This window comes from Deltaproteobacteria bacterium, assembly GCA_028818775.1.
Lineage (GTDB): Bacteria > Desulfobacterota > Binatia > UBA9968 > JAJDTQ01 > JAJDTQ01.
The window spans coordinates 1-19,192 of record JAPPNE010000035.1 but is presented as its reverse complement, the minus strand read 5'-3'; the positions used below and the strand labels follow the sequence as shown (position 1 = coordinate 19,192).

The 19,192-nt window shown below is 67.3% G+C and carries 16 protein-coding genes; 8 read left to right on the top strand and 8 right to left on the bottom strand.

What is annotated here, in order from left to right; all coding sequences use genetic code 11:
* The first annotated feature begins 23 nt into the window (after positions 1 to 23).
* The 4 genes from OXU42_02825 to OXU42_02810 all read left to right on the top strand — a co-directional run bounded on the left by OXU42_02825 (position 24) and on the right by OXU42_02810 (position 4,226).
* Positions 24 to 506 carry a (2Fe-2S)-binding protein gene (locus tag OXU42_02825; protein ID MDE0028321.1) on the top strand — a complete coding sequence of 161 codons (483 nt, stop codon included), beginning with the start codon at positions 24 to 26 and terminating at the stop codon, positions 504 to 506.
* A 3-nt stretch (positions 507 to 509) separates the two neighbouring features.
* Positions 510 to 2,837: a molybdopterin-dependent oxidoreductase gene (locus tag OXU42_02820; protein ID MDE0028320.1), complete on the top strand. Its 2,328-nt coding sequence runs from the start codon at positions 510 to 512 to the stop codon at positions 2,835 to 2,837.
* 35 nt (positions 2,838 to 2,872) lie between these two features.
* On the top strand, positions 2,873 to 3,730 hold the full coding sequence (locus OXU42_02815) for a xanthine dehydrogenase family protein subunit M (protein MDE0028319.1): 858 nt from the start codon (positions 2,873 to 2,875) through the stop codon (positions 3,728 to 3,730).
* A 76-nt stretch (positions 3,731 to 3,806) separates the two neighbouring features.
* Positions 3,807 to 4,226: a VOC family protein gene (locus tag OXU42_02810; GenBank protein MDE0028318.1), complete on the top strand. Its 420-nt coding sequence runs from the start codon at positions 3,807 to 3,809 to the stop codon at positions 4,224 to 4,226.
* Positions 4,227 to 4,390: 164 nt separating this feature from the next.
* Here the strand turns inward: OXU42_02810 and hemG are convergent, their stop codons facing one another.
* The 3 genes from hemG to OXU42_02795 all read right to left on the bottom strand — a co-directional run bounded on the left by hemG (position 4,391) and on the right by OXU42_02795 (position 8,200).
* Positions 4,391 to 5,839 (bottom strand): protoporphyrinogen oxidase, encoded by a 1,449-nt coding sequence (gene hemG, locus OXU42_02805; GenBank protein MDE0028317.1) that lies wholly within the window; start codon positions 5,837 to 5,839, stop codon positions 4,391 to 4,393.
* 70 nt (positions 5,840 to 5,909) lie between these two features.
* Positions 5,910 to 6,944 (bottom strand): uroporphyrinogen decarboxylase, encoded by a 1,035-nt coding sequence (gene hemE, locus OXU42_02800; GenBank protein ID MDE0028316.1) that lies wholly within the window; start codon positions 6,942 to 6,944, stop codon positions 5,910 to 5,912.
* A gap of 137 nt (positions 6,945 to 7,081) precedes the next feature.
* Positions 7,082 to 8,200, bottom strand: a complete 1,119-nt coding sequence (locus tag OXU42_02795; GenBank protein ID MDE0028315.1) for a DNA polymerase IV — start codon at positions 8,198 to 8,200, stop codon at positions 7,082 to 7,084.
* Between the two features lie 106 nt (positions 8,201 to 8,306).
* On the opposite strand from OXU42_02795, the gene radA reads away from it, so the two are divergent.
* Positions 8,307 to 9,665: a DNA repair protein RadA gene (radA, locus tag OXU42_02790; protein ID MDE0028314.1), complete on the top strand. Its 1,359-nt coding sequence runs from the start codon at positions 8,307 to 8,309 to the stop codon at positions 9,663 to 9,665.
* A 48-nt stretch (positions 9,666 to 9,713) separates the two neighbouring features.
* Here radA and OXU42_02785 read toward each other — a convergent pair whose 3' ends face one another.
* Positions 9,714 to 10,718 (bottom strand): LLM class flavin-dependent oxidoreductase, encoded by a 1,005-nt coding sequence (locus OXU42_02785; GenBank protein ID MDE0028313.1) that lies wholly within the window; start codon positions 10,716 to 10,718, stop codon positions 9,714 to 9,716.
* Positions 10,719 to 10,967: 249 nt separating this feature from the next.
* Between OXU42_02785 and OXU42_02780 the strand changes: the two genes are divergently transcribed.
* From OXU42_02780 to OXU42_02770, 3 genes are all read left to right on the top strand, one after another.
* Positions 10,968 to 11,783 (top strand): sulfite exporter TauE/SafE family protein, encoded by an 816-nt coding sequence (locus OXU42_02780; protein MDE0028312.1) that lies wholly within the window; start codon positions 10,968 to 10,970, stop codon positions 11,781 to 11,783.
* Between the two features lie 216 nt (positions 11,784 to 11,999).
* Positions 12,000 to 13,853 carry an ABC transporter ATP-binding protein gene (locus OXU42_02775; protein ID MDE0028311.1) on the top strand — a complete coding sequence of 618 codons (1,854 nt, stop codon included), beginning with the start codon at positions 12,000 to 12,002 and terminating at the stop codon, positions 13,851 to 13,853.
* Positions 13,850 to 15,733 (top strand): ABC transporter ATP-binding protein, encoded by a 1,884-nt coding sequence (locus tag OXU42_02770; GenBank protein ID MDE0028310.1) that lies wholly within the window; start codon positions 13,850 to 13,852, stop codon positions 15,731 to 15,733. The genes OXU42_02775 and OXU42_02770 overlap by 4 nt, the downstream gene beginning before the upstream one ends.
* Positions 15,734 to 15,809: 76 nt before the next feature.
* Here OXU42_02770 and OXU42_02765 read toward each other — a convergent pair whose 3' ends face one another.
* The 4 genes from OXU42_02765 to dppD all read right to left on the bottom strand — a co-directional run.
* Entirely contained in the window at positions 15,810 to 16,397 is a 588-nt protein-coding gene (locus OXU42_02765; GenBank protein ID MDE0028309.1) for a helix-turn-helix domain containing protein, read from the bottom strand.
* A gap of 306 nt (positions 16,398 to 16,703) precedes the next feature.
* Positions 16,704 to 17,942, bottom strand: coding sequence for an alpha-hydroxy acid oxidase (locus tag OXU42_02760; GenBank protein ID MDE0028308.1), 1,239 nt, complete (start codon positions 17,940 to 17,942; stop codon positions 16,704 to 16,706).
* Between the two features lie 95 nt (positions 17,943 to 18,037).
* Positions 18,038 to 18,853, bottom strand: a complete 816-nt coding sequence (locus OXU42_02755; GenBank protein MDE0028307.1) for an alpha/beta hydrolase — start codon at positions 18,851 to 18,853, stop codon at positions 18,038 to 18,040.
* A gap of 42 nt (positions 18,854 to 18,895) precedes the next feature.
* Positions 18,896 to 19,192 (bottom strand): dipeptide ABC transporter ATP-binding protein DppD (gene dppD, locus OXU42_02750; GenBank protein ID MDE0028306.1); only part of this gene is annotated, 297 nt, incomplete at its 5' end.

Sequence of the window (19,192 nt, the reverse complement as noted above, 5' to 3'; positions counted from 1 at the left end):
CGGTCCACTGAGGACGGAGGACCATGAGCAACACAACCAAGATTCAGGTTCGAGTCAACGGCGTCAGCCGGACGGACGAAGTCCAGCCGCGCCTGTTGCTGGTGCACTACCTGCGGGACGTGCTGGGTCTCACGGGGACCCACATCGGTTGCGAGACGAGCCTGTGCGGCGCCTGCACCGTCATGGTGGACGGCGCGGCGGTGAAGTCCTGTACCCTGCTGGCGGTTCAGGCGGACGGCTGCGACGTCCGGACCATCGAATCGCTCGCCACCGACGAAGGGCTTCATCCGATACAGGAGGCGTTCTGGGACTGCCACGGGCTACAGTGCGGCTTCTGCACGCCGGGCATGATCATGGCCACGCGGCAGCTCCTGCAGGAGAAGCCGAGCCCGTCGGAGGAGGAGATCCGCCGCGGCCTCGAAGGCAACATCTGCCGGTGCACCGGGTACAAGCACATCGTCGACGCGGTGCAGCAGGCCGCCGAACAAATGAAAGCTGGGACATAAGCCATGCCTGTAAGCAAGCTCGTAGGAACCAAGGTAAAGCGGCGCGAGGACCCCCGCTTGGTGCAGGGGCTGTCGCACTACGTGGACGATCTCCGCATGGCCGACGTGATGCACGCGGCCATCCTGCGGAGCCCCCACGCCCACGCCCGCATCAACGGCATCAACACGGACGCGGCCCAGGCGTTGCCCGGCGTCGTCACCGTCGTCACCGGGGCGGACATCGGCGACAGCGTGGGCTCGGTGCCCTGCGCGGCGGCCAATCCGACGCTGCGCACGCCGCCGCACCCGGTGCTGGCCCAGGGCGAGGTACGCTACGTCGGGGAGCCGGTGGCCGTGGCGGTGGCCGGCGACTCGTACACGGCCCGGGACGCCCTCGACCTCATCGAGGTGGACTACGAGCCGCTGCCGGCGGTCTCGGACCTGGAGAAGGCCCTGGAGCCGGGTTCGCCTCTGGTCCATTCCCAGTGGGACAGCAACCAGGCCTTCACCTTCGAGTGCGGCACCGGGGACATGGACAAGGCCCGCGCCGAGGCGGACGTCATCGTCAAGCAGAAGTTCATCCACCAGCGGCTGGCGCCGATCCCGGTGGAGACCCGCGGCGTGGTGGCGCGCTACTTCCCGGGCGAGGACGAGTTGACCGTCTGGAGCTCGACCCAGATCCCGCATCTCCTCCGGGCCATGCTGGCGCTGATGCTCAACTTCCCGGAACACCGCATCCGCATCATCGCCCCGGAGGTGGGCGGCGGCTTCGGCTGCAAGCTCAACGTCTACCGGGAAGAGGGTCTGCTCGCCCACCTGGCCATGAAGCTCAAGGGCACGGTGAAGTGGATCGAGGGACGGCGCGAGAACATCCAGGCGACGATCCACGGACGCGGACAGGTGGGCACCGTGGAAGCCGCCGTGAAGAAGGACGGCACCATCCTGGGCGTCACCTACGACAGCCTGCTGGACACCGGCGCCTACCACCAGCTACTCACGCCGGGGATGCCGCCGCTCACCGGCCTGATGATCAGCGGCTCCTACAAGATCCCCACCCTGAAGTTCACGTCCACCGGCGGCTTCACCAACAAGGTCGCCACCGACGCCTACCGCGGCGCCGGCCGGCCGGAAGCCACCCTGGTGATCGAGCGCACCATGGACCTCATCGCGCGCGAGTTGGACATGGACCCCGTGGAGCTGCGCCGCAAGAACTTCGCGCAGCCTGCCGACTTCCCGCTGCAGGTGGCCACCGGGCTCGCCTACGACAGCGGCAACTACCAGGCGGCGCTGGACCGGGCGCTGGAGATGGTGGGCTACCAGGACCTCCGCGCCGAGCAGCAGCGGCTCCGGGCGGAAGGCCGCTACATGGGCATCGGCTTCTCCACCTACGTGGAGATCTGCGCCATGGGTCCTTCCGCGGCGCTGCCGGCGGGCGGCTGGGAGAGCGGCACCGTGCGCATGGACTTCACCGGCAAGGCCACCGTGCTGACGGGCGTCTCGCCCCACGGCCAGGGTGAGGAGACCACCTTCGCGCAGATCGTCTCCGACGATCTCGGCGTCCCCATCGAGGACGTGGCCGTACTGCACGGCGACACCGCCGTGGTGCCCAACGGCATCGGCACCTTCGGCAGCCGCGGCATCTCCGTGGGCGGCACCGCGGTGTACATGGCGACCCAGAAGGTGCGGGAGAAGGCCGAGGCCATCGCCGCCAACGTGCTGGAGTGCAGCACCGACGACCTGGAGTTCGAGGACGGCAAGTTCACGGTCAAGGGCGTGCCCGACAAGGGCATCACCATCCAGGAGGTCGCCCTCCAGGCCCACGTGGCCACCAAGCTGCCGGCCGGCATGGAGCCGGGGCTTCAGGCCACCTCGGTGTTCGAGCCGTCGAACTTCACGTTCCCCTTCGGCACGCACATCTGCGTTGTGGAGGTGGACACCCAGAGCGGCGAGATCGAGATCAAGAAATACGTGGCGGTGGACGACTGCGGCAAGGTCATCAACCCGATGATCGTCGACGGCCAGGTGCAGGGCGGCATCGCCCAGGGGCTGGGACAGGCGCTCCTGGAAGAGGTGGTCTACGACGAGGACGGCCAGCTCGTCACCGGCAGCCTGATGGATTACGCCGTGGCCCGGGCCGAAGACCTGCCGCAACTGGAGTTCGACCGCACGGAGACCCCGTCGCCGGTGAACCCCATGGGGGTCAAGGGAGTGGGCGAGGCCGGTACCATCGGCTCCACGCCCTCCATCGTCAACGCCGTGGTGGATGCGCTGGCCCCGTTCGGGGTCACCCACATCGACATGCCGCTAAAGCCCGAGAAGATCTGGCGCCTGTGCCAGGGCGGCAACAAGTGACACGTTACGAAACGAGAAGATAGCGAGAGCCGATCATGATACCAGCAGCCTTCGACTATATCGTTCCGGACAGCCTCGAGGCCGCGGCCGCCAGTCTGGCGGAGGCCGGCGACAACGCCAAGGTGATGGCCGGGGGACACAGCCTGTTGCCGATGATGAAGCTCAGGCTGGCCCAGCCAGGAGTGGTCATCGACCTCAAGCGGCTAGACTCCCTGCGGCGGATCCAGGTGGACGGCGGCACGCTGCACATCGGCGCGCTGGTGACCCATCACCAGGTGGAGACGTCGAGCGAGGTCAACGAGAACTGCGCGCTGCTGGCCAAGGTGGCCGGCAGCATCGGCGACCCCCAGGTGCGCAACCGCGGCACCATCGGCGGCAGCGTGGTCCACGCGGACCCGGCCGCGGACTGGCCCGCGGCGCTGTTGGCCGCGGGCGCCGAGGTGACGCTGACGAGCAGCGGCGGCTCTCGCTCGGTGGCCGCCGGGGACTTCTTCCTCGGCCCCCTGACCAGCGCCATCGAGGCCAACGAGATCCTGACCGGGGTGAGCGTCCCCGCGGCCGCCGCCGGCACCCGCGCCGCCTATCGCAAGGTCAAGCAGAAGGCCTCGGGCTTCGCCATCGTCGGCATCGCCGTGTGCCTGCGGACCGACGGCGACACCTGCACCGACATCGGCATCGGTGTCACCGGCCTCGGCGGTGCGCCCTTCCGCGCCACCGCGGTGGAGGACCAGCTCAAGGGCAAGGCGCTGAGCGCCGACAACATCACCGCGGCCGCGGCGGGGGTGGCCGACGGCGTCGACGCTCTCGACGACATCCACGCGTCCGGCGAGTTCCGCGCCCACCTGGCCCGGCTCAACACCGCCCGCGCCATCCAGGACGCCCTCGGCAGCTAAGGCGCCGTCCGACTAAGTTCCACAAGCGAGGCCGGCCACGCGCCGGCCTCGTACCAACTCCAGCAAGGACGAAACCATGCCCAAGGCGCTCAGCGGCCTCATGGGAATGCGCCACATCGCCCTCAACGTCAAGGACGTGGAACGCTCCAAAATCTTTTACCAGAACGTCCTGGGCATGGAGGTCGTCTGGCAGCCCGATCCCCAGAACGCCTACCTGAGCTCCGGCCCCGACAACCTCGCCCTCCACGAAAGCCCCGAAGGTCGCGCCCCCAACGCCGCCACCTCCTCCCTGGACCATCTGGGCTTCATCGTCTCCGACATCGACCGTGTCCAGGAACTGGAAGCCGAGTTCCGCGCCCAGCAGGTCACCATCATCAAGCCGTTCAAGCGCCACCGCGACGGCAGCGCCTCGTTCTACTGCGCGGACCCGGATGGGGTGGTGATTCAGATGCTGTATGAACCGACGTTGAGCAGGCAGAGGATCGGTGACGGCTGATTCCACGGACTGCATCCCGTATCAGCAGTGGCGTCGCGGCATCCCTCCCCCTGGATGGAAACCGCGGTTTGGCAATGGAATTTTTGGCAAAAATTCTCTTGTCGAAGAAAACGGCAACGCCAAAGTGACATCTTGGGTACGGAAATGTCGAGGGAAGTCCTTGATCACGCCTCGTGTGGAAGCTTCTCCACAATCGTCACCGCTGCCGTTTCGCCGCTCGTAATGCAGTCGGCAATGCCGACGCCCCGATAGCTCTTGCCGGCGAGGGCGAGGGTGGGAAAGTGCCTAAGTTTGCTGTCGATTCTCTCCACGCGTGCCAAGTGGCCGACGTTGTACTGGGGCATGCAGTCCGGATAGCGGGTGGTGCGGCGGAGAATTGGTTCGCTGGACATTCCGAGGAGGGCGGTCAGGTCGTCGTGCACCTGGGCCTCCATTGATTCGTCCGACTGGTCGAGCAGGTGGGGTTGCAGGGCGCTACCGACGAAGCAGCGCAACAGGGCGACGTCTTCCGGAGCACGGCCAGCGTACTTCACGCTGCTGAACGTGCAGGCCATGATCTTCCGCTCCTCCACATGAGGGACCACGAAGCCGTAGCCGTCCAGGGGATGGGCGATATCGTCGCGGCGGTATGCGAGGTTGACAGTGGCGGTGGACGAGAAGGGAATCGCGTTGAGCTCCTTGGCCAACTCGGGGTCCAGTGCTGTCAGGGTTTTCGCGGCGATACCTGCCGGCAGGGTGCAGATGACGGCGTCGGCTTCCAGTCCGCTGGAACTTTGATCCGAACCGGCCCGCTCGGTGGCGACGCGCCAGCGGCCTGCGGCCGCGTCCCAGGACAGCTCCCGGACCGCCTCCCCAAGCCGCACCACCCCGGGGCCGAGGGCTTCCTCGATGCTGCGCACCAGCACTTCCATGCCGCCGTCGATGCTGACGAACAGGCTCCAGCGGGCGCCGGTCTCGCTGGTGGACTGTGCGCGGCGTTTCTGCGCTTGGCGGCTCCCGAGAATGACGCTGCCGTGGTTGCGCTCCATTTCCGGGAACCGGGGCATGGTGGCGGCGAGGCTGAGGTGCTCGGGGTCCGAGGCGTAGATGCCGCCGATGAGGGGCTGCGCGACACGCTCCAGGACTTCCCGGCCCAGCCGGCGGCGCACGAACGATGCGAGGCTCTCGTCGCCGTCGCCCGAGCGCCTGGGGATGAGGGGCTCCAGCCCCATGCGCAGCTTGCCGCCCCAGGAGAACAGCGGGCTGCGCAGCACCGAGCCCACGCGGGTCGGGGCCATCAGCAGGAACCCTTCCGGGAGTGGCTCCAGACGGCCGCGGTGGACGGTGTAGAGCTTCAGCCCGTCCGCGTGTTGCGGTGCGATGAGGCGGTCGGTGAGGCCCAGACGCTCACAGAGGCGCAATGCGGCGGGCTTGTCGGTGATGTAGGAATCGGGGCCGAGTTCCAGGAGAAGATCGTCTGTATGCTCGGTGGCAATGACGCCGCCGAGCCGGTCGGACGCCTCCAGCAGCGTGACCTTCAGTTCCAACGGGCCGGCGCGGCTCAATTCCGTCAGCCGGTGCGCGGCGGCCAGACCCGATATGCCTCCGCCGATGACGATGACGTGCTTGCTCATTTCCGGCGCATTCGCGGGTCAGATCTTGGGTTCAGCGGCGAAGTCAACCGAATCGATTACAGTTTTGGCTCTATCCGCTGAGCTCGTGCACTGCGTCCACCATGGCCCGGACGTGGTCCACCGGGGTCTCCGGCAGTATGCCGTGGCCGAGGTTGAAGATGTGGCCGGGGCGGCCTTCGGCGCGTTGGAGGATGTCCTTGACGCGGCGACGGATCTCGGCGGGGGGGCCGAACAGGGCTACCGGGTCGAGGTTGCCCTGGATGGCGACGTCGTGGCCCACGCGGCTCCAGGCCTCGTCCAGGTCCACGCGCCAGTCCACGCCCATCACGTCGCTGCCGGCCTCGCGCATGAGCTCCAATAGGCCACTGGTGGCGGTGCCGAAGTGGATGACCGGGACGCCGGGGGTGACCGCCGCCATCAGCCGGCGCATGTGCGGCAGCACGTATTCCCGGTAGTCGCCGGGCGCCATGCAGCCCACCCAGCTATCGAACACCTGGAGGGCCTCGATGCCGGCCTCGATCTGGGCGTTGACGTAGGACACGGTGGCGTCCACGAGCCGGTCCATGAGCGCTCTCCAGGCGCCGGGGTCGGTCTGGAACAGCCGCTTGGTGTGGATGTAGTTGCGCGAGGCACCCCCTTCGATCAGGTACGAGGCCAGCGTGAACGGGGCGCCGCAGAAGCCGATCAGGGGCACGCGCCCGGCCAGCGCGACACGGGTGCTGCGGACGGCGGCGTAGACGTAGGCCAGGGACTCCTCGGGGACCGGGTCGCGCAGCGCGTCGAGGTCCGCGCCGGTCCTCACCGGCCGCTCGATCACCGGTCCGCCGGTGGCGTACTCCAGCCCGACGCCCATGGGCTCCAACAGCAGGAGGATATCGGCGAACAGGATGGCGGCGTCCACGTCGAGACGCTCCACCGGCGTCACCGTCACTTCGGCGACGAGGTCGGGCGTCTTGCAGAGTTCCAGGAAGCCGACCTTGGCCCTTACGTCGCGGTACTCCTTCATGTAACGTCCGGCTTGGCGCATGAGCCACACGGGAGTGTAGGGGGTCTTGACGCGCCGGCAGGCGGCGAGGAACGGGTGTTGTGATGATGTGTCGGTCATGGTTGCTCTATCGGTTCCTCTCCACCCCTGGATTCCCGCTTCCGCGGGAATGACGTTTCGGGCGTGGGTGTCCTTTCTTGCCCGAGCGGAGTTCTGACACAGCCTGTTCCGCGGGAATGACGGAAGATCGCAAGAGGCTAATCCGAGCGGCGCTTCCCCGCCCCCAGCGTTACGGTCCCCTTGCCGTACTTGTCCTGTAGTGTGTCGATCCCCTTGTAGAGCTTGTCCATGGAGGCGCGCTCGCGGTAGTCGAAGATCGAGTCCTGCCAGCCTTCGGTGGTGATGCCGCTCGTGCTGATGCCGAGGAGGCGTACGGGTCTGCCCGGCGTGAGGTTCCCCGCGAGCAACTCACAGGCCACCTTGAGGATGTCCACGTCGAAGCAGGTGGGCGCCTTCAGGGTGCGCGACCGGGTGATGGTCTTGAAGTCGGAATAGCGGATCTTGACGGTGATGCGCCGGGCGCGGCTGCTCTGGCGGCGCAGTCTGGCGGCCACATCGCCCACGAGCCCGCCCAGCACCTGCTCCATGGCCGCGGGCTCCGTGAGCGGCTGCCACAGCGTGGTCTCGCTTCCGATCGAGTGCTCGTGTGCGTGATGGGCGTCGCCCCCCCGCTCCAGGTTCAGGTAGCGCTTGCCCAGGCGGGGATGGGCAAGAAGCTGGGCCACCGTGGCGACGCCGCGGCTCACCAGTTCGCGGTGCGTCTTGGGGCCGACGCCGGGGATGACCGACACGTCCAGCGGCCCCAGGAAACGCTCCTCGGAGCCGGGCGGCACGTAGAGCAGGCCGCGGGGCTTCACGGCGGTGGCGGCGATCTTGGCCAGGGTCGGGTGCGTGGCGAGGCCGCCGGACGACGGCAGCCCCAGCTCCTGCCGGATGCGCCCGATGATCTCGTGCGCCGTGCCCACGGGATGGCCCATCAGCTTCTCGGTACCGGTGAGATTGACGAGCCCCTCGTCGATGGAGTACGCGCGCACGTCCGGCGAGAACGAGCGCAGCAGGTCGAACACCTTCTTGGAAAACTCGCTGTAGACCCCGCGCCGGCCGGGCACGAAGATGCCGTCGGGGCAGAGCCGGCGTGCCTGGAAGCCGGGCATGGCGGAGCGCACTCCGTACTGGCGCGCCTCGTAGGACGCCGAAGTCACCACCCCGCGGCCGGCGCCTCCGACCATCACCGGCTTGCCTTCCAGAGACGGGTCCAGGACCCGTTCCACGGAGACGTAGAAGGAGTCCATGTCGATGTGGAGGTAGGCGGCCATGGGACACTCCCATGGTAACAGTCCGGGGAAACCGCGAGCAATTGAAACATTGGCATTCGTCTTGCGTCCACCCTATGATGAACAGCCGCACGGAAGGGAGTGGTGCATGGCGCGAGCGCGGGTCGTCTACGAGTGTCAGAACTGCGGTTTCCAGTCGCCCAAGTGGCTCGGGCGGTGTCCGGACTGCGGGCAGTGGAACTCGCTGGTGGAGGAAGCGGTCACGGTGGAGCCGGGTGCGCGCGGCGGCGAGGCCGGGCCGGCGCACGCGCCGTCGCCCATCGACGCGGTGACGGCGGACACGGACCGGCGCATGCGTTCCGGCATCGAGGAGTTCGACCGGGTGCTCGGCGGCGGGCTGGTGGACGGCTCGGCGGTGCTCATCGGCGGCGACCCCGGCATCGGCAAGTCGACGCTGCTGCTCCAGGCGGTGGCGGCCCTGAGCCGGGACGGTTCCCCCTGCCTCTACGTCTCGGGCGAGGAATCCGAGCAGCAGGTCAAGATGCGCGCCCGGCGGATCGCCCTGGGCGCTTCAAGCCTGCTGGTGCTGAGTGAGACCTCGCTGGAGCGCATCCTGGAACAGGTCAAGGCGGTCAACCCCGCGGTGCTGGTGGTGGACTCCATCCAGACGGTGCACACCTCGGCCATCCCTTCGGCGCCCGGAAGCATCGGACAGGTCCGGGAATGTTCCAGCGCGCTGATCTCCCTGGCCAAGAAGAGCGGCGTTGGCACTTTCCTGGTGGGGCACGTGACCAAGGACGGGGCCATCGCCGGCCCGCGCGTCCTGGAGCACATGGTGGACACGGTGCTCTATTTCGAGGGCGAACGCGGCCACAGCTTCCGCATCCTGCGCGCGGTGAAGAACCGCTTCGGCTCCACCAACGAGATCGGCGTGTTCGAGATGCAGGAGGCGGGGCTTCGCGAGGTGCCCAACCCCTCGCAGATCTTCCTCTCCGAGCGCCCCCTGGGCGGGTCCGGCTCGGTGGTGGTGCCGAGCATGGAGGGTACGCGCCCGATCCTGGTGGAGATCCAGTCGCTGGTGACGCGGTCCTACCTGAACCTTCCCAGGCGCACGTGCATCGGCGTCGACACCAACCGGGTGGCGCTGATCCTCGCCATCCTGGAGAAGCGCAAGGGGATGAACTTCTACGACAAGGATGTGTTCATCAACGTCGCCGGCGGTGTCAGCGTGTCGGAACCCGCGGTGGACCTGGGGATCGCGGCGGGAGTGGCGTCGAGCGCGCTGGACCGGCCTCTGGACCCGCACGCCGTCTTCGTCGGAGAGCTGGGACTGGCCGGGGAGATCCGCACCGTGACGCGGGCCGAGGCGCGGGTGGCGGAAGCGGGCAAGCTCGGCTTCCGCAGGTGCATCCTGCCGCAGGGGAACTGCCGGCAGTTGCCGCATGTCGAACAGCCGGAGCTCGTGGGCGTCGCTTCGCTTGAGGAGTGTTGGGAAATCCTCTTCTGAATCCTGAGGTTACCAGCGACAGGGTCAGATCTTGGACTTGTGGCCCGGTCAGTCCAGGCCCGGCGCGACGTGTTCGGCGAACAGGTCCACGGAGCGGAGGGCTTCGTCGAGGGAGATGTCGCCGAAGGCGAACTGGCCGATGAAGTAGTTGGCGCCGGCGCCTCGGAGTTGCGCGCGGAGGAGGGTCTTCACCGTGTCCGGGGCGCCGGCAACGCCTTGGCCGGAAGCGATGGCGCCGTCGAAGTCGGGCGGGCGCGGGTGGTTGGGAGAACTGCCCCGGAGGCGGAACAGGTAGGTGAAGCTCCGGTGCCACACGGGGTAGGCGCGCCGCGCGATGCGCAGGGCGGTTTCATCGTCGTCGGCCACGACGATGAAGCGGCCCAACCCGATCTTGGGCAGGTCCGCACCGTTCCCGTGGAGTTCGTTCCAGACCTCGCGGAACCGGTCGGTGAAGGTACGGGTGGGCTGCGCCGGGTCCAGGCTCACGATGTTGAGCCGGCGGCGGGCGGCCCGTTCGGCGCTCTCCGTGGAGTGGACGCCGTACCACAGCGGCGGATGGGGCCGCTGCAACGGTTCGAGCTCCATGGGTACGTCCCTGAAGGTGAAGAACTCCCCGGCGAAGTCGAGAGTCTTCCGTGTGAGTCCTTGGAGGATGAGGTCGACGCCCTCCGCGTAGACGCGCTGGGCCTGCTTGGGATCCTGGCCGTACGCCGCCAGCTCGATGGGGGACGCACCGCGCCCGAAGCCGATGTCGAGCCGCCCGCCGCTCATCTGGTCGAGCATGCAGATCTCCTCGATCAGCCGGATGGGATGGTACAGCGGCAGCGCGTAGACCATGGGGCCGAAGCGGAGCCGCCGGGTGCGCTGCGCGACAGCGGCCAGGAAGACGCTCGGCGACGGCGCCATGCCGAGCGGCGTCGAGTGGTGCTCTGCCAGGTGGTAGGCGTAGAATCCCTCCCGATCGTACGCCTCCACGAGCCGGAGTCGCGCCTCGTAGTACTCCGTCAGCGGCAGGTCGCCGCGGTCGAGATGATCGAATACGCCGTAATCCATTGGGCCGGCCCGAGTTCTGGGCAGTTCGTACCCTTGCCGAAGGAACCTGTCAACATGCGGCCCGCACCGCGTTGGTCTCAAGCCCTTCGTCAAGTCCAGGACGATGCCGCACTCGACCGGGTCGTCCTGGACACGACCGAGGCGCATGCGTTAAGAGTGTAGGGAATCCCACCCCCGATCCCGCTTCCGACGACATCACCCCTGCCGATTGGTCCGTGGGTTTCGCTGAGGCGTGCGGCAGAAACCACCATGCCCGAGATCATCCTCTCCGACGTCATCCTGCTCCTCCTTTCCGGCGTTGTGTTGGGCTTTCTCATTGGGCTGACGGGCATCGGCGGCGGCGTGCTGACGGTCCCGTTCCTGCTGCTGGTCGTCAAGCTGGAGCCCATCGCGGCGGTGGGGACGGCCGGGCTCTACGGCGTTCTCACCAAGATCTGGGCCGGCTTCCGGCACTACCGGCAAGGGACCCTGAACCTCGAAGTGGGCATCCGGTTCTTCCTGGCGGCCGTGCCCGGGGTGCTGGTGGGCGCCCTGGCGGTGAAATGGAGCCGGGTCTCGCTCTCTCCGAGCGGGGTCGAGATGCTCCAGGAGATCGTCAGCTACATGGTGATGGCGTCCATCAGCTTCGCGCTGGTGGCGCTGCTCTTCGACTACAACCGGTTGGATACGCGTTTCCTCTCGTCCCGGCGCGGCGCGGTGGTGAAGTTCCCGTGCCTTTTCCTCGTGGGGGCGGTGATGGGCATGACTTCGGTCGGGGGCGGCATCCTGATCATCCCGTCGCTGCTGCTGTTCTACCGGGAGACGTCGCGCTACGTGGGTACGTCGATCTTCGTCGCGGTGCTGCTGATGACGGTCATGTCCACGCTCTACGCCTTCATCGGCCGGGGACAGGGCGCACAGGACGTGGATCTCGCCGCGGCCGCGTTCATGTCCGTGGGATCGCTCGCGGGGGTTCACTACGGCGCCGCCCTGTGCAAGCGGATGGAGCCGCGCCGGCTCCAGACGGTGGTGGTGGGCGTGGTCGTGCTCGCGGTGGTGATGATGGTGGTGGACCGGTTACTTTAGGCTTGCCGGGAACGCCGGTTTGACCGCGGCACGCGCAGGAACTATCTTGAACAACGTTTGAGCGGATACGGCGGCGTCGCGGGTTTCGGAGGAGGGAACCGGCGCGCCTCGTCTTCACAGATGGCCACGATGGACACCCAGCCGAACGGGGCGGCTTCCGGCAACGGCGCGGACCGGCCGCCCGAAAAGAAGGTGTACGCACGCGCGTACGCCGGCATGGACATCGACAAGGACCGCGACGCCACCGACGACCTCGCGGTCCTGTGGCGCATCTTCAAGCTCGCGGCGCGGCAGCGGTTCAGGCTCGTCCTGGGTGCGGTGGCCACCGTCATCGCGGCGACCTTCCAGCTCATGATCCCCCAGTACCTCGGGGACGCCGTCGACGGCGCCGTCGGGTTGCTGGAGAGCGGGGCGGTGTCGGACGAGGCGGCGCTCGACTACCTCTACGGCACCGCGTTGATGCTGCTGGGGGTCTCGACCCTGCGCGGCCTTTTCACCCTCACCCACAACTACTGCGGCGAGACCCTGGGGCACCACCTCGCCTACCAGCTCCGGATGGCGTTCTACGACAAGCTCCAGTACCTGAACTTCTCCTTCCACGACCGCGTGCACACGGGCGAGCTGATCACCCGCGGCATGCTCGACCTGGAAGGGGTGCGGTCCTTCATGAACATGGGGGTGCTGCGGGTCTTGCTGTTCGTGATCCTCGTCGGCGTGGGCGCCTACCGGCTGCTGTCCACGGACCTGTTCCTCGGCTTCCTGAGCCTGAGCTTCGTGCCGTTCGTGGCATGGCGCTCCACCACCGTTCGGCTGAAACTGCGCGAGATGTGGTTCGCGCTCCAGGAGCGGATGGGGGTGCTGGGCCGTATCATGGACGAGAACCTCACCGGCATCCGGGTGGTGCGCGCCTTCGGCGCCGAGCCCTACGAGCTGGACAAGTACCAGGGCGCCTCGGACCACGCGCTGGCACTGGCGGAACGGCGCATCCGCACGCGGGTCTCCTCCACCACCGCCATGAACTTCGCCTTCTTCGCCGCCATGGGACTGGTGCTGTGGGTGGGCGGGTCGCGGGTGATCAACGGCTACATGACAGTGGGCACGCTGACCGAGTTTCTCACCTTCATGACCATTCTCCAGCAGCCGGTGCGGCAGCTCGGCATGGTGGTGAACGCGTTCGCGCGCGCTTCCACCTGCGGCTCGCGGCTGTTCGCCGTGCTGGATCTCGCGGCGCCGATCCGGGACCGCGAGGACGCGAGGCCCCTGGAGGTCACCGGCGGAGTCCTGGAGTTCGAGGACGTCTCCTTTGCCTATCCCGGGGAGGGTTCGCCGCCGATCCTGGAGCGGGTTTCGTTCCGGGTGGAACGGGGCAGGACCCTGGGCATCGTCGGCCCCCCCGGCAGCGGCAAGTCCACCATCGCGCACCTGCTGCCGCGCTACTACGACGTCACCGGCGGGCGCATCACCGTGGACGGCCAGGACATCCGCGACGTCACCCTCGAGTCCCTGCGCCGCGCCGTGCGCGTGGTGCAGCAGGACCCGTTCCTGTTCACCTCGTCGCTGGAGAACAACATCGCCTACGGCGATCCGTGGGCGGATGACGCGGCCATCGAGGGGTCCGCCGCCACCGCCCAGATCGACGGGTTCATCGACCAGTTGCCGGAGCGGTACGAGACGTTGGTGGGAGAACGCGGCGTGTCGCTTTCCGGCGGCCAGAAGCAGCGGGTGGCCATCGCGCGCACCGCCATGCTCCGCCCCGCGGTGCTGGTGCTCGACGATTCCATGGCGGCCATCGACGCCGGCACCGAGCAGCGCATTCGCGAAGCGCTCGGGGAACACACCGCCAACTGCGCGACGCTGATCGTATCGCACCGTCTCGGGGCGCTGCGCCATGCCGACGAGATCCTCTTCATCGAGAACGGAAGGATCGTGGAGCGCGGCACCCACGATGAGCTGGTGGCCCTGCGCGGCCGGTACGCGGCGCTGTTCGCCCTGCAGACCCTCGACGGCCCGCTCCAGGACGTCGTCGATCTCGCGGCGGAAGCCGGGGTGCGGGAGGCAAGCGACACATGACCCCGCCGAAGGCCTGGGGCGGCAGGGAGCGTCCGCCGCGGGCCGTGGTGGGCTCGCAGATCAGCCGCGACGAGGAGATGTTCGGCGCCGCCTTCGACCGGCACGTCATCCGGCGCTTCTTTGCCTACGTCTACCCCTACCGGCGGCGCCTCTATACCGCCATGGCCGCGCTGCTGCTCTTCACCGGCGCGCAGTTGGCGATTCCCCTGATCATCCGCCACGCCATCGACCACGCCATCATTCCCGCGGGCGGGGACGCTTCCCTCCTGTGGCTGGTGGTGCTGGCCTTTTTCGTGGCGATCCTGCTCAACTACGGCGCCAGTTACGTCCAGGACTGGATCGTGAGCCGCACCGGGGAGGAGGTCATCTTCGACCTGCGCCGGGCCATGTTCGTCCATCTCCAGTACGTCGCCATGGCCTTCATGGACAAGACCGAGGTGGGCCGCATGATGTCGCGCCTGCAGGGCGACGTGTATTCGCTCCAGGAGTTTCTGGAGAACTCCATCACCGCCCTGGGAGACTTGGTGCTGCTGTTCGGCATCGTCGGCATCATGCTGTGGCTCGACTTCCAGCTCGGGCTGCTGACGCTCTCGGTGGTGCCGGTACTGTTGTTCGTGCGGCTGATATGGCTGCCGCGGGCGCGCGCCGCCTTCCGCCGCGCGCGGGAGACCAACTCCATCGCCAACGGCGCTCTGGCCGAGGGCATTCACGCGGTGCGCACGGTCCAGGGGATGCGGCGCGAGACCGTCAACTTCGAGCTCTACGACGAGAAGGCCACGGAGAACCTGAACGCCCACCTGCGCTCGGCGCAATACGCCCAGGTCATGGTGCCCATCGTCGATACGCTTACCGGTGCGGCCTGGGGCGTGGTCATCGTCGTGGGCGGCGCACTGGTGCTCGACGACGCCCTGGACATCGGCGTGATGGTCGCCTTCCTGTTCTACGTGCAGCGGTTCTTCGACCCCATCCGCTCCCTCACCATCCAGTACAGCGTCATGCAGCGGGCCATGGCCTCGGGCCAGCGCATCTTCGAGGTGCTGGACGTGCCGCTGGCCATCAACGACCGGCCCGACGCCATCGCGCCGGAAAACGTCGAGGGCCGCATCGAATTTCGCGGCGTCACCTTCGGCTACGAGAAGAACCAGCCGGTGCTCAAGGACCTCAACTTCACCATCGAGCCCGGTGAGACCGTGGCGCTGGTGGGGCCCACGGGCTCCGGCAAGACCAGCACCACGGCGCTGCTGCACCGCTTCTACGACGTGTGGGAGGGGGCCATCCTGCTCGACGGGCGCGACGTCCGCGACTACGCGGCGGCGTCCCTGGGCCGGCATATCGCCATGGTGCTGCAGGACCCCTTCCTGTTCACCGGCACGATCCGGGAGAACATCCGCTTCCGCACCACCGGCGCCACCGACCGGGACGTCGAGCGGGCGGCCCGGATCGTCGGCGCCCATGACTTCATCATGCGCTGGCCGGACGGGTACGACACCGTGCTGGACCAGGGAGGCGGCAACCTGTCGTTGGGACAGCGCCAGCTCCTGAGCTTTGCCCGCGCCTTGGTGGCGGACGCCCGAGTGCTCGTGCTGGACGAAGCCACCGCCAACATCGATTCCTATACCGAACGGCAGATCCAGATCGGCCTGACCGCGCTCCTGGAAGGGCGCACCGGCATCGTCATCGCCCACCGGCTTGCCACCGTGCGCGACGTGGACCGCATCATCGTGCTGCAGGAAGGGCGCATCGTGGAAACCGGCACGCACCACGAGTTGATCGCGCGAAAAGGCTTGTACGCGCGGCTTTATGCACTCAACTATACGTCATTCGACGACTTGCCCGAGGAGCTGATGGAGGAAGCGGCGCGCGCGACCGCGCGGTCGTGAGCAGGGCGGGTTGGCCTGCCGGCCGTGGGGCGTTTCGGGCTGGAGGTGTCGTTTTGTCTCGGCGGAGGGAGGTCGTTCAGTTGGCGCCGTGGATCAAGGCGTCCGCCTGCTGCACGACGGACCGCAGCAATACGGTTTCCGGGCGGCTCCTCGAAAGCACGAACAAGCCCAGCAACAGCGTCAGCAGTGCTCGGGCGGTGGCAGGGGCGTCCACGTCGCGCGGGATCGCACTGGAGGCTTGCCCGCGCTCGATCATCATGCGGAAGAAGCCCTCGGAATCCGCGAATGCACTCGCGACAACGGAGGCAATCTCCGCGTCGTGCGCCGCCAGCTCGAGAGCGGTGTTGACGAGGAAGCATCCGTCGCGTCCACCGTTGGTCAGCACGGAGTCTACGACCCCCTCGAACGTAGCCAGCAGGGCCTTGCGGGGCTCCATTTCCTCGGCAAGCTGTGCCAAGTGCTCCTCACGCTCCCTGTCGTAGTGGCGCAACGCTCTCATGAAGAGAGAGCGTTTGCCGCCGAATGTACCGTAGAGGCTCCCACGGCCTATGCCCATGCCGTCTACAAGATCCTGGATCGAGGTGGCCTTGTAGCCGTGCACCCAAAACAAGTGCATGGCTTTCATCAACGCGTCGTGTTCGTCGAATTCCTTTGGCCTACCCATAGAACCTCCGATGTTGGTTAACCCTTGGCCTTTGGGGAGGAGAGCATCGCGGTGAATTTTAACAGACTTTATTGCAGGATCATATAACGAAGCGTAGGTTACTGTGTTACATTTTTGTAGCAGACGCAAATGCCGCAACGCGGACGGTTGGCGGATTCTTGGCGATTCGTGAACGGTATCCACTGCCGATTGGTGAAATTCGCCGAGAATGCACGAAAATGATGACGGCTTCGCGAACTGGTTTAATGGAGCGGCATTCGCGGAGGGCAACCGGCAGGTGCTGTCGCGGCCGAATCGCGATCGCCTTCAAGGACGGGCTTCAAAGGGATGGGGAAGGACGTGGGTGTCCGCCCGCAGTTCGTGGATGGAAGCGCAGCCCAGGAGCCGCATGGTGTCTTCTATTTCCTTTCTCATGATCGAGAACGCCTTGCGGACACCCGCGAGGCCCCCCGCGCCGAGACCGTAGGTGTAAGCGCGTCCCGCGAGCACGGCGTGAGCGCCGTGCGCCAGGGCGATGACGACGTCGGCGCCGGAGCGGATGCCGCCATCCAGCAGGATCTTCACGCTCGAACCCTTCAGCGCCGGGGCGATCTCCTTCAGCATGTAGAGGGTGGGGTAGACGCGGTCCAGTTGCCGGCCGCCGTGGTTGGAGACCACGATGGCGTCGGCGCCGTGCTCGACGGCGAGCCGGGCGTCTTCGACGCATTGGACGCCCTTGATGACGATCGGCGCATCGCCCCAGTGCTCGCGGACCCACGGTATATGTTCCCAGGTGACGGCTGAAGCACGGAGTTGTGTGCCAATGTCGGTGTACGGCATGGGTGTGCCGTCCTTCAGGATCACGTTGCGGAACTGCATCATCCCGCCGTCGGAGTAGTAGCTCTTGAGCCACGAAAGGTGCCGCAGCATCTGCGGCGCGAACGCGAGCTTCTGGCCCGGGGTCCCGTTGATGGCGCGCGAGGCGCCCATCCATTCGTGGTGCGCACGGTTTCCGGGGACCGCGGTGTCGATGGTCAGAACGATGGCGGAGTACCCGGCGCTCTTGGCCCTGGCGATGCCGCGCGCGGCCACCTCCTCGCCCCCGACCAGGTAGAGTTGAAACCAGCACGGTCCCCCGGTGGCGGCCCGGACCTCCTCCAGGTCGGTGCCGGTGAGCGTCGAGAGCGTGCAGATGGTACCGGCCTCGCCCACGGCCCTGGCGGCGACGGCTTCGCCCAGGGGCCAGATCATTCTGGGGCTGCCGATGGGTCCGGCGATCACGGGCAGTTCGATTTCGTGGCCGAGGATTTCGGTGCGCATGTCCACCGATTCGAGCCGGACGCCGGATCTCGGCTTGAACCGTTCCCGCCGAAAGGCCTCGACATTGTCCCGGAGGGTGATCTCGTCGTCTGCGCCGCCGCGGTAGTATTCCCGGACGATGGGGGGCACGCGTTTCTCCATCACCTGGCGGAGATGGTCCACAGTCACGCACCGCTCCACCTCCCGCGCCCAGCGCCTCTCGGCGCGGGCGTGGGCGCGTCTCAGATAGGGTCCCAGCAGGAACATGTCCGCCAGAATAAGGGCAGCCGGCCGCGCCGGTCAAACACCGCGCGGGTGGCACCGGGACCGGGACAGTCCCCGCCGCTTGGGTCCCCCGCGCCTCAAAAGCCGCCCGCCAGCGGTTTGGGATCCCCCGGGAAGAGCCCGTGCTTGTCCAGGAACTCGATCATGAAGCGATCGAAGAGCCAGGGCTGCTCGATCTGGCAAGCATGGCCGGCGCCCGGCAGGACCTTGAGCTCGCAGCCGGGGATACGCTCCTGCAGCGCGAAAGCAGTCGGATGGGCTCCGTCCTCGCTGCCGGTGAGGATGATGACCGGGCAGGCGATGTGTGCGTGATGCCCCTCGGGCTCCTGCGTCTGCAGCGCGCGGAACTGGTGGATGATGGTCGCCACGTCGGCGAACTTGTTGCGTTCGGCGAACAGGTTGGCAAAGAAGTGCGCCAGCGGCGTCGCGCGGAACGCAGGGCTCAGGTCCTCGAAGGTGTAACGCCAGCGGTAGTCGACCCCCAGGGCGGTGTAGGCGTCAATGCGCCGCTGCGCGAACTCCTTGCCGGGAGTGTAGCCCGTGCCCGTCAGGATCATGGCGGCGGTGCGGTCAGGACGCTGGTGGTACATGAAGGGGCTGATGGCCGAACCCGTGGAACATCCGACGAGGATAGCGGTCTCTCCCGGCAGCGCGTCGTCCACGGCCTCCCAGCACGCCGCGGCCATGTCGTCCATGCTGAGCCCCTCGGCCCCCTTGGGCGAGCGGCCGTACCCTGGAATGTCGATGCTGATACACCGATACCACGTGGACAGGTGCGCCATCTGGAAGATCCAGCACGACTGGTCCATGGGGTTGGGATGGACGAAGGCCATGACCGGCCCCTTGCGTCCCATGCGTTCGTAGTAGAGCGGTCCTTCGACGTTGTTTGCCATGATGTTCCTCCGTTAGCGTCCTCAATGCCTGTCTTGTTTCTTTCAGCAACCCGGCATCCCCGTGCGCGGGCAGCGCGCCGACCGGCCCGGGGCGAGTTCCTCCAGGCCCGGCACCCGCTCGCGGCACGCCGCGACGACCCTCGGGCAACGGGGCGCGAAGGCACAGCCCGAAGGCATGTCCAGCAGGTCCGGAGGCGCGCCGGGTATCGGCGCCAGTTTGCCTCGCTCGCTGCCGGCATGGACCGTGGAGTTGAGCAGCCCGATGGTGTAGGGGTGCCGCGGTGCGTCGATGACCTCGACCATGGCGCCGGTCTCCACGAAGCGCCCGGCATACATTAC